We start from the raw sequence: 12,955 nt of genomic DNA on the forward strand, positions 1-12,955 counted from the left end.
TCGCTCAGATCTCTGGCGTGCGGTGCGCCCAGGGCTGCGCCTGTTCGAGCTGACTTGCCACGCGAATCAAGACGTCCTCACGCCCGTACGCCGCAACGAGCTGCACGCCGACCGGTAGGCCTTCGTCCGTCCATTCGAGCGGAAGGCTGATCGCCGGCTGGCCGCTGGTGTTGAACGGGGGAGTGAACGGTACGAACTCGCCCGCGCGCCGCATCGGTGCCATCGGGTTGTCGGAATCGTTGACGATCGTGCCGAGCTTCAGCGGCAGTTCGGCAACCGTCGGCGTGAGCAGCAGATCCCACCCCTCATGCCACCACGACTGCATCGCGCGGCGGAACTGGGAGACACCGGCGAGGGCCAGCGCGTAATCAATGGCACCGAAGTGTTTCGCGAAATCGGCTTGGGCCTGATTCATCGGCTCCAGCTCATGATCTTCGAGCGGACGGCCGAGCAGTCCTTCGAACCGCAGCCGCGACATGCCCATATTCGTGCTCCACATCGCGCCGAACTTCGAGCCGAGGGTCTCGTCCTCCAACGCCTTCGGCCACGCCACCTCGACGTGGTGACCCAACGATTCGAGCAGCCGACCGACGGCCTGCGTCGCGGCGGTGACTTCGGCATCCACCCGCCCGCCCTGCGCGTGGTGATCGAGGATGCCGATCCGCAGCCGGCCCGGATCTGTGCCCAGCTCCTCGACGTAAGGACGCGCGGGCGCCGGCGCGATCACGGTGTCGCCGACACCAGGACCGCGCGTCGCGTCGAGCAGGGCGGCGGTGTCGCGCACGGTGCGGCTGACGCAGTGCTCGACCGCCAAACCGCTCTCGTCACGGACCGGCCCGAGCGTGATCCGACCCTGACTCGGCTTGAGCCCGACCAGCCCGCAGCACGACGCGGGAATGCGAATCGACCCGCCGCCGTCGCTGGCATGCGCGAACGGCACCATTCCCGATGCCACCGCCGCGGCCGCGCCACCGCTCGACCCACCGGGCGTGCGCGTCGTATCCCACGGGTTGTGCGTCGCACCCCAGGCGACCGGCTCGGTGGTCGGCACACTGCCCAGCTCCGGGCTGTTCGTGCGGCCCGCGATCACCAGTCCCGCCGCGCGGTAGCGGCTGACGAGCGTCGTGTCCGCGTCGGCGATGACGTGCGCCTCTTTGAAGGCGACGTTGCCGTTGCTGATCCGCTGCCCGGCGTAGTCGGCGAACAGGTCCTTGATCAGGAACGGCACGCCGCGGAACGGACCGTCGGGGAGATCGGCGGCGGCGACCTCCCGGGCGTGGTCGAACCAGCGGATCACGACCGCGTTGAGCTGGGGGTCGATGCGTTCGATGCGCTCGATCGCCGCTTCCAACAGCTCGACCGGCGACACCTCTCCGGATGCGACGAGCGCCGCCTGATCGGTCGCGTCCATCCACCGGGTCTGTTCGGACAGCGCACTCATCGCTGGCTCAGCCGTGCTTCGCGAAGTACGTCTGGCCGCCTGCCGGAATTCGCCCGAAGCCGGCCTTCAGCACCGGTGCCAACACCGCGACCGGCAACTTGAACGCGGGCTTGGGTTCAATCGCAAGCGTCCAGGTGAACATTGTCTCGCCTCCGGCGGGCTCGACCAGGTAGTCCTCGGCGAAGCGCTTGAAGAAGGGAATCGCGCATTCGTAGACATAGAACGACTTGCGGCAACCGTCCTCCCAACGGAAGAAGCGCTCCCGCATGACGGACCCACCGGGAGCGGTGACGTCACGGGTGGTACCCACGCCGAATGGACGCGGCGACGTCCACGTGCCGTCTTTGATCATCGGCCCCCAGGCGGCCAGTGACTCATCGGAAACCAGTGATTCCCAGACCTTTTCAGGTGAGGCGGCGAATCGCTTCTGATAGCGGAAGATGTGCGGTGCCGAGGTCAGGAAATCGGCGTCGGCGGGTTCGAGCGGGTGCCAGCGGGTCATGAATGACCATCCTCGCACTCGGCCAGCTAACCCGTCTTTCGTACCGGGTAACCGTTCTGCTCCGCCAGCGACCGCAGCTGCTTGAGCGCGAAGCGGCGGGCGCGGCCCGCTTCGGGGATCAGGATGCCGGCCCACACTCCCTCGGCGCCCGGTGTCGAACATGCTTCCTGAGCGCATCTCCACCGCAGGGGACAGGCGCGGCACAGCGCCTTGGCGCCCTCATCGGCGGTCGTCGTCCATCGATCCGGGTCTTGCGTACAGGGCGCCATCACCGAGTCATCGAGGACGGCTGGTGCCCGGGGCGCATTGACAGCGCGCAGCTGTGCCTGGACGTGCACTGCTCTGGCCTCCCCGTCTGCATCGATCGCGAACAATACGTTTGTATGGTAGACACAATACGTTCGTATTGTCTAATCTGGGCCCGTGAGTACGGAGAGCACCTCTCGATGACCGCGGTGACGGAGCGCGACCACCTCGGCGGCGACGAACTCAAGAAACTCGAGCGGATCCGCCAGGCGGCGTTGAAGAGTTTCGCGACGAAGGGCGCTGCGGGGACGTCGCTGCGTTCGGTCGCAGCTGAAGCCGGTGTCTCCCTCGGATTGGTGCAGCATCACTTCGAAACGAAGGCCGGTCTCATCAAGGCCGTCGACGACTACGTGATGGGTGTCGTGATCGCCGTGGTCGCTCGGCCAGTGACTGCGCCGCACGCAAAAGACTCGATCGCCGACATGGGCAGCCGGGTCACCACACTTCTGCTCGAGCATCCCGACGTCGTCGACTACTTCGGTCGCGCGCTCATCGACGGCAGCCAGCTGGGGATCACGATCTGGGACACGCTCTCCGCCTTCGGTATGGCGCGCTGGACCGCGCGCAAGGAGAGCGGCGAAGCTCGCGACGACATCGACGTCACCTGGGCGGCGCTGAACTCGCTCGTCCTGGCGCTCGGCACCCTCATCGTGCGAGGGCACATCGAGCGGCAGATTCCAGACGCGTTCAAATCGCCCGAGCAGGTCGACAGGTGGCAGAAATCGGTGAACACCCTGCTGCGCGAGGGTCTGTTTCCGCATCCTCGCGACGACGAGTGAGCGTACTCGAACCTATTCGTCCGCAACCCTTTTGCGATAGGCGCTCGGCGTTTCTCCGCTGAACTGCGCAAAGGCACGCGTGAATGAGCTGAGGTTGTCGAAGCCGACGGCCGACGCGGTCGCCTGAACCGACTGCCCCGGCGCGGCCAGCAACGCCATCGCGCGCAACATCCGCGCGTGCAAGAGATATGTGCGCCATGACAACCCGAGCGTGTCGCCGAACAGTCGCCGCAACGTACGTTCGGACACCGATACCGCGCGGCTCACCTCGTCAGCGCTCACTGAAGCGAGGTGTGCCTTCGTGTATGCCATCGCTGCGGCGACAATCGGGTGCTCGGACGTCGGCAGGCTCAGCGGGGCCTCATGGTCGAGGGCTTCGGCGACCAGATCGGCGAGGGTGCGGAAGAAGCCGTCTGATTGGGCGTCAACGTCGGCACGGTCGATCTGCCACCGCAGCGCGTAGATCATCATCTCCCGGATCAACGGCGACACCGCGAGGATGCGTGCGCGATCGCCCGGGTCGGCCACCAGCGCGGGATCGAACATCACCGCGACGGTCTTCACATCGGGGTTCATCACGGCCTGATGTTCGAGGCCCGCGGGGATCCACGCCGCCTGCTGAGGGGGGAGAAGGTAGTGCGCCGAATCGGTCTCGACCTCGACGACCCCGTGCAGCGCGTACTCGATCTGGTGCACCTCATGGGAGTGCCATCCAGTGATCAGGCCGTCACCCTCATAGAGATAGCTGCCGCCGAGCGCCTTGCCGCCGCGACGGAGTTCGATGACTCGGCGGGGGACTTTGGCCGTTTGGGCTAAATCTCTGTCCGAAGTCGCAGAGCCGGTCATGTCAATAGACGGTACTAGTTGGTTATGCAGACCGACGACCTGATCCTGGTGAGCATCGACGACCACGTGGTGGAACCGCCCGACATGTTCCTCAACCACGTCCCCGCCAAGTACAAGGACGAGGCACCCATCGTCGTCACCGACGAAAAGGGTGTCGATCAGTGGATGTACCAGGGCAGGCCGCAGGGTGTCAGTGGGCTCAATGCGGTGGTGTCCTGGCCGGCCGAGGAGTGGGGACGCGACCCCGCCGGTTTCGCCGAGATGCGACCCGGGGTGTACGACGTCCACGAGCGCGTCCGGGACATGAACCGCAACGGCATCCTGGCGTCGATGAATTTCCCGACCTTCACCGGCTTCTCGGCTAGGCACCTCAACATGCACCGCGAAGAAGTCACGCTGGTGATGGTGTCGGCGTACAACGACTGGCACATCGACGAGTGGGCGGGCAGCTACCCGGACCGCTTCATTCCGATCGCCGTGCTGCCGACGTGGAACCCGCAGGCGATGTGCGCCGAGATCCGCCGGGTTGCCGCGAAGGGCTGCCGGGCGGTCACCATGCCGGAACTGCCGCACCTGGAAGGACTTCCGAGCTACCACGACGACGACTACTGGGGCCCGGTGTTCACCACGCTGTCCGAAGAGAACGTGGTCATGTGCCTGCACATCGGCACCGGTTTCGGCGCAATCAGCATGGCGCCGAACGCGCCGATCGACAACTTGATCATCCTGGCCACTCAGGTGTCGGCGATGTGTGCCCAGGATCTGCTGTGGGGCCCCGCGATGCGCGGCTACCCGGATCTCAAGTTCGCGTTCTCCGAAGGCGGAATCGGTTGGATTCCTTTCTATCTCGATCGCAGCGACCGGCACTACACCAACCAGAAGTGGTTGCGGCGCGACTTCGGCGACAAGCTGCCGAGTGATGTGTTCCGCGAGCACTCACTCGCGTGCTACGTCACCGACAAGACGTCGCTGAAGCTGCGCCATGAGATCGGCATCGACAACATCGCGTGGGAGTGCGACTATCCGCATTCCGACTGCTTCTGGCCCGACGCGCCGGAGCAGGTGCTCGCCGAGCTGAACGCCGCGGGCGCTGACGACACGGACATCAACAAGATCACGTGGCAGAACGCGTGCAACTTCTTCAATTGGGATCCGTTCGCACTCACCCCAAGGGAGCAGGCGAGCGTCGGGGCGTTGCGCGCGAAGGCAACCGATGTCGACGTGTCGATTCGGCCCCGCAGGGAGTGGGCCCGGCTCTACGCCGAGAAACAGTTAACCAAGGCTTAGAAGTCTCGCCTCCAACGCCCCGGCAGGAAGCACGCCGATACCGCTGAGATCACCGACACCGCAACCAAATAGGCGACGATCGCGTTGCTCGTCTTCGTCGCCGCGTACAGAGCGGTCGCGATCGTCGGTGCGAATGCCGAGCCGAGCACCTGGGACAGGGTGTAGCCGATCGATACGCCGCTATAGCGAACATCGGTGTCGAACGCGAGGCTGAACAAGGAACCGGTCACCCCGGCCGCCGGCGCCATCGCGAGCCCGAACACCAGCAGCAGCGCAGCGAGAAACAGCGTCGGGTTGCCGGTGTTGATCAACGCGAACGCCGGCGCCACCGATATGCCCATCAGCACCACGCCGGTCAGGAAGACAGGCTTGCGGCCATAGGTGTCTGACAGCGCGCCGAACAACGGATACGTCGCGACGGCCACCACAGCGGCGATGAAGACTCCCAGAAGTGCCTCAGTCCGGTCGATTCCGGCGACCGTCGTGCCGTACGACACGAGATAGGCCACGCAGATGTACGCGAACACGCCCTGCGACAGATACGCACCGGCGACGAGCAGAATCTGCTTCCAATGCTTGCGGACCGCGGCGGCGGCCGGCACCCGCGCGACTGCCGACCGGTGCCGTAGCGCGTCGAAGTCCGGACTCTCGGAGATCGACAATCGGATCACCAGACCGATGGCGATCAGCACGGCGCTCGCGAGAAACGGGATGCGCCACCCCCACGCCGTGAACTGCTCGTCGGACAGCAGGGATGCAAGGTAGAAGGCCAGTGTCGCGGTCGCGGTGCCTGCCGGAGCGCCCATCTGTGGGAACGCCCCGTACAACCCCTTGCGGTCAGCCGACGCGTGCTCGACGGCCATCAGCGTGGCACCGCCCCATTCGCCCCCGACGGCAAAGCCCTGCGCAAGACGCAACACCGTCAACAGAATCGGTGCGACCAAGCCGATGTGAGAGTAGGTGGGCAGCAGGCCCATGAGAACCGTCGCGCCGCCCATGATGAGCAGGGAGTAGACGAGCATGCGCTTGCGGCCCAGTCGGTCGCCGAAGTGACCGAACACGATTCCGCCGAGCGGCCTGGCGACGAAGCCGACGCCGAACGTCGCGAACGACAACAACAGTCCCGACGCCGGTGACACGTTGGGAAAGAACAGTTTCGGAAACACCAGTGCGGCCGCGGTGCCGTAGATGAGGAAGTCGTAGAACTCGACCGTCGTGCCGATGAAACTCGCCATCGCGACGCGTAGGGGAGAGGTGACCCGGCCCGACGCTTCCGGCGGTTGTGTCGGCGACATGCCGTCGAGTCTGCGCTAATGGCGTCCCTTGCAGAGGGTCTGGCGCTCGATCGGTGTGCGCTATGTGCCCACCTTCTGCCGCAGCGGCCGAGCGGCGGTCTCGCGCATGGTCATGATGGTGGCGAGAGTGATGATCGCCGCCGCGATCACGTAGTAGGCGGGCGCGATTTCGTTACCGGTCCTGGCCACCAACCAGGTCGCCACATACGGGGCCGTGCCACCGAAGATCGCGACCGACACGTTGTAACCGATGGAGTATCCGCTGGAGCGAACGCGGGTGGCGAACAGTTCCGCTCCGGCCGCCAGCGACGCCGAGACGAAGACCGATTCAATGGCGGCCAGGGCGGCGTGCGCAGTGATCGCCGCGGCCAGCGATCCGGTATTGAGCAGCAAGAACAACGGATAGGCGAACACCGCAAATCCGACCGCACCCGCGATGAGCAAGGGTCTTCGGCCGATCCGATCCGACAGCGCGCCCAACGGCGGGATGAGAATGATCGCGACAATGCTTGCGATGGTGATCGAGATGAACGCATTGGTCTTCGTGAACTCGAGCGTCTTGGTGAAATACGTTGGCAGATAGGTGAAGACAATGTAGAAGCCGACGTTGTGGATCACCACAAGGCCGGCGATCTGCAGAATCGGCCGCCACGACGTCGTGAGGGCTTCCTTCAGCGGAGAGGACGCGACCTCGCCCTTCTCGCGCAGATCCTCGAACTCCGGCGTGTCGCCGAGCCGCAGCCGAATGTAGAGACCGACCACACCCAGCACGCCGGCGATGAGGAAGGGGATCCGCCATCCGTAGGAGTCCATCGCGCTCTCCGAGAGCAGCGTTTCGAGACCGGTGACCGTCAGTGAGCCCAGCAGGAACCCGACGACCACCGACCACACCAGGAAGGACACCACGAAGCCGCGGTGCTTGTCGGGAGCGAACTCAGCCAAATAGCATGCACCGCTGCCGTATTCGCCTCCGGCCGAAAACCCTTGGACACAGCGCAGAAGCAACAGCGCCAGCGGTGCGATGACCCCGATCGACTCGTAGCTCGGCACCAGGCCGATCATGAATGTCGATGCCGACATCAAGAGGATGACGAGGGCGAGTACCCGTTGCCTGCCGATCCGATCACCGAGCGGGCCGAAGAAGAATCCGCCGAGCGGGCGCATGAAGAATGCCGCGGCGAAGACGGCGAAGGTGCTGAGCAGTGCCGCTGTCTCGTCGCCGGACGGGAAGAACTTGTCGGCGATGTAGGTCGCGAGGGTGCTGTATATCGCGAAGTCGTACCACTCCACGGTGTTCCCGATCGCGGCGCCGCGCACCGCTTTACGCACTGCTGCCGGGTCGGTGTCGCGCCGGTCGAGCGCTTCATGTGTGGTCATGACGCTCCTGGAGAATCGAAGGTGTCGTGGCGTCGGTCGGTGACGAACATGTGGCCCGGCGCGTGGAAGATCGCGAGCGACGGCCGGGCCTCGATGGCGACGGCCTGCGGAGTCACGCCGCAGGCCCAGAAGACCGGCACCTCGTCCGCGCCCACCCGGACCGCGTCGCCGAAGTCCGGTGTCGCGAGGTCGCGGATTCCGATCTCGGCCGGGTCGCCGATGTGCACCGGAGCGCCGTGCATGGTGGGAAAGCGGGCGGAGATCTCGACGGCCAGCGGGACGGCATCGGGAGGGAACGGCCGCATGGACACCACAAGCGGCCCGTCGAAACGACCGGCAGGAGTGCACCGTCGGTTGGTGACGTACATCGGGACGTTGACGCCCTGCAACTGGTGCGCAATCGGCAACCCGGCCGCGGCCAGGGCCCATTCGAAGGTGAACGAGCACCCCAGGAGGAACGACACCAGGTCGGTGCGCCAGTGGCCGACGATGTCGGTGGGTTCGTCGACGAGGTGACCGTCACGGAAAACCCGGTACCGCGGCAGGTCGGTACGTAGATCGGCGTCGGCGGCGATACCGGAGGGGTGGGGTGATCCGGTGTCGGTCACGTCCAGCAGTGGGCACGGTTTCGGATTGCGCACGCAAAAGCGCAGGAAGTCCAGCGCCTCGTCGGCAGGCAGGATCACGAGGTTGGCCTGTGCGAATCCCGGCGCAAGGCCGCTCGTCGGGCCGGTGTGCTCGCCGGCTCGAATGGCGTCTCGGTCAGCGGCTGCGGTGTGCGCGGCCCGCAAAGTCATGCCCGTGCATTCCCGTTTGCGACGAGGATTTAACCTGCGGGCGGCTCCTGGCGCAGCGGTGCGGAGAGGTCAGTCGCGCTCGTGCGTCCGCGCAAGGTCTCGGAACCGCGGCCGACCCATTGGCGGCGTTCCTCGTCGGCCGCCCGCTCGAGCGCGGCGCCCGAGCACAGCACCCGCTCGTCGTAATCCTTGGCGAGGTCGGCGAGCCGAGCAGCCTCGTTGACGGCGTCGCCGACCACGGTGTATTCGTAGCGGTTCTCCGCGCCGATGTTTCCGGCGAAGACCGGACCGGCAGATACGCCGATGCCGAAATCGACCGGCAAAACCTGTAATTGGACGCCTAGTGTGCGAGCGGTTACCAGTGCTGCCGACGCGGGGTCATCCGTACGCAGCGGTGCGCCGAAAACGGCCAGGACGGCGTCGCCCTGGAACTTGTTGACCAGTCCGTGCTTCTCGTCGACCGCAGCGACGACCATCCGAAAGAACTCGTTGAGCACCGCCGCGACCTCGTGCGGCTCGTGTGTGGCCGCGAGCTGCGTCGAGCCGACAAGATCGATGAACAGGATCGCGACGTTGCGTTCGTCGCCTGACAATGATTCGTTCTCGTCGACCGCGCGCCGTACGACTTCTTCGCCGACGTGCCGTCCGAACAGATCGCGCAGTTGTTCGCGCTCACGAAGACCGGCGACCATCCGGTTGAATCCGCTTTGCAGCCGCCCGATTTCGGACCATTCGTAGACATCAAGCGTCCTGTCGAGCTTTCCCCGCTCGACCTGGGTCATCGCGTCGACGACCTCACGCAGCGGATCCGAGATCGAGAGCGACACCAGGATCATCGCCCTTAGTCCGAGCACGACGGCGACGAGCGCGAGCACCAGCAGGGCCAATTCGACAGGAGTGTTCTTCTGGATGATCCATCCGTTGGACCTCATGATCAAGAGGCTCGCGATGGCGATACCGGGTAGCGCTGTCGTCACCGCCCACATGATGAGCAGCCTCGCGCGTACACCTGGTGCGGTGGTGGGGGTGATCTCGCTGAAATCCCTTGTGACACCGGCGAGTAACGGACGAAGCGTGCGGAGGGTGAACAGAAATCCGGTGCAGACCGTCGCGATCGTGCCGAAGATGATCGCCGACGCGACGACCACCTGTAGTTCCACTGGGGCGCCGAGGTTGAGCGGAATCATGACCGCTGCCCCGACGATCCACGGTGCTGCTGTGATCGCGGACTGCCGCCGCATCGTCTTGAACGCCAACCGGCGTTCGTCGGCGGTGGGTTCGCGAATGCCGAGCCAACGAAGCGCGGGTGCGACTATGCGAACGGCCCCGATCGCCACGATTGCTGTCCCGACCACAATCACCGCCACGGCGGCGATGATGATTGCGGGTGTGGCCCGGCCTCGCCCCGTTAGCGAGATGACGAGTGCGGTGACCTCGGCGGTGGTCAGGAGATACGCGAACGTCAGCCCCGCCGCATACCGAATCAGCAGCGTGCGGGGCTTCACATGGCCGAAGGTATCAGTCGCTCGCAGGCAGGGGCTTGGCTTCTTTGAGTGACAGGGCCGTGTCGCCTACCGAGAGGGTGCCCGCACCCGCCTTGGTCACGAGCACCTCGGCGCCGGCTTCATCGACGTAACGCTTGCCCATCGCGTTGCCTTCGGAGAAGGCCGGGTCGAGAGTGGCGTCTGCTGACTTCTCGGCGTCCAGCGGCACCATCGGCACCCCGCCCGCGCGCAGATCGTCGAGGCTGTCGGCGCTGCGCACGACGATCACCTGGGTGTCGCATACCTGGCTCTGCAGTCGCGTGCCGTTCTTGATCATGTTCGGCTCCTTGTCAATTCGAGGCTGTCAGTTCCTGGACGAGTTCACGGCGCAACACCTTGCCGGTCGCGTTGGTCGGCAGTTCGTCCCGGAACACCACGCGGTCTGGTGTACGCGATCCGCGCAGTTGCGATCGAACGTGTTCGCGCAGCTCGTCGGGGTCGGGGTCCGCGTCAGCGGCGGGGACCACCACCGCGACGATGATCTGGCCCCACTGTGGGTCTTCGGGTCCGACGACGGCGCAGTCATGCACCGCGGGGTGTTCCACGAGGACGTCTTCGATTTCGGCGGGCGCAATGTTCTCCCCGCCGCGGATGATCGTGTCGTCCGACCGTCCGCCGATGAACAGATAGCCGGCATCGTCAAGCGAGGCGACATCCTTGGTCGGGAACCAGCCGGCGGCGTCGAGCACCGAACCGATCTCGGCATACCGGCCCGACACCTGGTCTCCCCGGACGAACAGCTCACCGGTTTCGTTGGGCCCGACTACCTGGCCGTTTTCGCCGCGGATCTGTAGTTCGACACCCGGAACCGGCTGACCGACCGAGGCGAGCCGTCTGGTGACCGTCACATCGGTGGAAGCGAGTGCTTCGCGGTGATCGTCGGGTGTGAGCACCGCGATCGTCGAACTGGTCTCGGTGAGCCCGTAGGCGTTGACGAAACCGACCTCGGGCAACAACCCAAGTGCTTTGCGCACGAGGGGAAGTGCGACCTTCGATCCACCGTAGGCCAGGGTGCGCAGGGTGGGTAGCGCGACGGGGGCAGATTCCAGCGCCGACACGATGCGGTCGAGCATCGTCGGCACGACCGTGGCCGACGTGACCCCCTCGTCACGCACCAGGCGCACCCATTCGGACGGGTCGAACTGCGGCAGATACACCATCTTCCGGCCGGCATACAGATTCGACAGCGCCGCGCTGACCCCAGCAATGTGATAGGGGGGCACACAGATCAACGCCGCGTCATCGGGCTGGGCGCCATCGAATTCGACCGTGCCGGTGATGTAACTCGTCAGATTGTTGTGCGTGAGTTCGACCGCTTTCGGCCGCGACGTCGTACCCGAGGTGAACAGCACCACGCCGACGTCTTCCGGGTCGGGGAACTCGGCGGCCGGTTCCGCGGCGCGTGCGGCCGCGATGAACTCCTCGGACCCGATTACTCCCCCGCAAGCGGGAGGTGCCCCCAGCTTGCCGGCGCCGGCGACGACATCGAGGTACTCCGCGTCGGCGACGACGAGTGGTTGTGGCAGGCGGTCGATCAGCTCGCGCAGGCCGTCGGCACTCAGGCGATAGTTCAGCGGCGTGAACGTCGCACCCGCACGGGCCGACGAGAACAACAGCAGCGGGAGCATGGCGCCGCCCAGGCCGACATAGGCCACGTGCGATGTGCCGGCGGCGGCGATGACACCCGCACCGCCATCGGCGAGCGCACTCAGTTCCGCTGTCGTGAGTCGCATCTCGCCGGACACCAGCGCGGTGCGATCCGGGTTGGTTGACGCTGCCATCTCCAGCAGCAACGAGATGCTCATGATTTGTCGACGAAGATATCAAGGATGGGGTCGTCCCCACCGCCATAGCTGGACAAGTCGGTCACGCCCGCCGATGCCAGCGCGTCGACATCGATGAAGCACTGGCCGTTGACGTCGGCGGCCGGGCGGGACAGGATCGCGACCGCCGCGTCGGCCATGATCCGTGGATCGCGCGATCTGGCCAGCATCTCCTGGAAGCCCGGCGAGTTGGCGACGGCCGCGGTGGCGATGTACGTTTCGGGCCACAGGCAGCTGAACCCGATGGCCGCGTCGGCGTACTCGGCCGCCCAGCCCAGCGACAACAACGTCATTCCGTACTTCGACAGGGTGTACGACGGGTGTGCGCCCAGCCAGTGAGGGTTCATGTTCAGTGGCGGCGCCAGGGTGATGACGTGCGCATTGGGTGACTTGCGCAGATGGGGTAGCGCCGCCTTGGTGAGCAGGAACGTGCCCCGGACGTTGATGTCCATCATCAGGTCGAACTTCTTGGCGGCCAGGTCTTCGGTCGGTTCGGTCGCGATGGCGCTGGCGTTGTTGATGACGATGTCGACACCGCCGAAGTGTTCGACCGCCGCCTCCACCGCGCGCTGCACGTCCTCTTCCTTGCGCACGTCGCCGACGACCGCGATGCCCTTTCCGCCAGCGGCCTCGACGTCGGCCACCGCGGTGTGGACGGTGCCGGGCAGCCTGGGGTGCGGTTCGGACGTTTTCGCCAGAAGCACGCAGTTGGCGCCCAGCTTCGCTGCGCCCAGCGCGATCGCCAACCCGATGCCGCGAGAGCCGCCTGACACCACGAGCGTACGGTCGGCGAACGGTGACGGGCTCGACATGGGCCTCCTCCGGATGCGGGGTCTCAGGATTCTACCTGGACTCTAAAGGAACGGTAGTGACGTTCTCATTCTAGGCAAGTGTCATAATCGCTGTTTACTGGGCCTTCGGTCGTATTGGAGGCGTCGCCCCGGGTCCCCCTCACTGC

13 protein-coding genes are annotated in these 12,955 nt (G+C 65.6%); 2 read left to right on the forward strand and 11 right to left on the reverse strand.

Features of this window, described 5'->3' with window-relative positions; translation table 11 throughout:
- Nucleotides 1-4: 4 nt before the first annotated feature.
- Genes G6N36_RS27765 through G6N36_RS27775 form a run of 3 tightly spaced genes read right to left on the reverse strand, consistent with a single transcriptional unit; the run spans nt 5 to nt 2,212 of the window.
- Nucleotides 5-1,441, reverse strand: a complete 1,437-nt coding sequence (locus tag G6N36_RS27765; protein WP_163689996.1) for an amidase — start codon at nt 1,439-1,441, stop codon at nt 5-7.
- A gap of 7 nt (nt 1,442-1,448) precedes the next feature.
- On the reverse strand, nt 1,449-1,943 hold the full coding sequence (locus G6N36_RS27770) for an SRPBCC family protein (RefSeq protein ID WP_163689997.1): 495 nt from the start codon (nt 1,941-1,943) through the stop codon (nt 1,449-1,451).
- A 26-nt stretch (nt 1,944-1,969) separates the two neighbouring features.
- Entirely contained in the window at nt 1,970-2,212 is a 243-nt protein-coding gene (locus G6N36_RS27775) for a WhiB family transcriptional regulator (protein ID WP_163690953.1), read from the reverse strand.
- A 177-nt stretch (nt 2,213-2,389) separates the two neighbouring features.
- Here G6N36_RS27775 and G6N36_RS27780 point away from each other — a divergent pair, with 177 nt between their 5' ends.
- Nucleotides 2,390-3,028, forward strand: coding sequence for a TetR/AcrR family transcriptional regulator (locus G6N36_RS27780; RefSeq protein WP_163689999.1), 639 nt, complete (start codon nt 2,390-2,392; stop codon nt 3,026-3,028).
- Nucleotides 3,029-3,040: 12 nt separating this feature from the next.
- Here the strand turns inward: G6N36_RS27780 and G6N36_RS27785 are convergent, their stop codons facing one another.
- Nucleotides 3,041-3,874, reverse strand: a complete 834-nt coding sequence (locus tag G6N36_RS27785) for an AraC family transcriptional regulator (protein ID WP_163690001.1) — start codon at nt 3,872-3,874, stop codon at nt 3,041-3,043.
- Between the two features lie 24 nt (nt 3,875-3,898).
- Between G6N36_RS27785 and G6N36_RS27790 the strand changes: the two genes are divergently transcribed.
- The gene (locus tag G6N36_RS27790; RefSeq protein WP_163690003.1) at nt 3,899-5,161 is read left to right on the forward strand and encodes an amidohydrolase family protein; all 1,263 of its coding nucleotides are present in this window, start codon (nt 3,899-3,901) and stop codon (nt 5,159-5,161) included.
- Here G6N36_RS27790 and G6N36_RS27795 read toward each other — a convergent pair.
- From G6N36_RS27795 to G6N36_RS27825, 7 genes are read right to left on the reverse strand one after another with little or no spacing between them, the layout of a single operon-like run.
- Nucleotides 5,158-6,456, reverse strand: coding sequence for an MFS transporter (locus G6N36_RS27795; protein ID WP_163690005.1), 1,299 nt, complete (start codon nt 6,454-6,456; stop codon nt 5,158-5,160). The genes G6N36_RS27790 and G6N36_RS27795 overlap by 4 nt on opposite strands.
- 60 nt (nt 6,457-6,516) lie before the next feature.
- On the reverse strand, nt 6,517-7,833 hold the full coding sequence (locus tag G6N36_RS27800; protein WP_163690007.1) for an MFS transporter: 1,317 nt from the start codon (nt 7,831-7,833) through the stop codon (nt 6,517-6,519).
- Nucleotides 7,830-8,630 (reverse strand): putative hydro-lyase, encoded by an 801-nt coding sequence (locus G6N36_RS27805; protein ID WP_163690009.1) that lies wholly within the window; start codon nt 8,628-8,630, stop codon nt 7,830-7,832. The genes G6N36_RS27800 and G6N36_RS27805 overlap by 4 nt, the downstream gene beginning before the upstream one ends.
- 29 nt (nt 8,631-8,659) lie before the next feature.
- Nucleotides 8,660-10,135 carry an adenylate/guanylate cyclase domain-containing protein gene (locus G6N36_RS27810; protein WP_163690011.1) on the reverse strand — a complete coding sequence of 492 codons (1,476 nt, stop codon included), beginning with the start codon at nt 10,133-10,135 and terminating at the stop codon, nt 8,660-8,662.
- Between the two features lie 13 nt (nt 10,136-10,148).
- Nucleotides 10,149-10,451 carry a hypothetical protein gene (locus G6N36_RS27815; protein ID WP_163690013.1) on the reverse strand — a complete coding sequence of 101 codons (303 nt, stop codon included), beginning with the start codon at nt 10,449-10,451 and terminating at the stop codon, nt 10,149-10,151.
- Between the two features lie 13 nt (nt 10,452-10,464).
- Complete coding sequence (locus tag G6N36_RS27820) at nt 10,465-11,979, reverse strand: class I adenylate-forming enzyme family protein (protein WP_163690015.1); 1,515 nt, start codon at nt 11,977-11,979, stop codon at nt 10,465-10,467.
- A complete protein-coding gene (locus G6N36_RS27825) occupies nt 11,976-12,809 on the reverse strand; it encodes an SDR family oxidoreductase (protein WP_163690017.1) in 834 nt (277 codons plus the stop codon). The genes G6N36_RS27820 and G6N36_RS27825 overlap by 4 nt, the downstream gene beginning before the upstream one ends.
- Nucleotides 12,810-12,955: the final 146 nt, after the last annotated feature.

The sequence above is a fragment of the Mycolicibacterium gadium genome, from assembly GCF_010728925.1.
Classification (GTDB): Bacteria; Actinomycetota; Actinomycetes; order Mycobacteriales; family Mycobacteriaceae; genus Mycobacterium; species Mycobacterium gadium.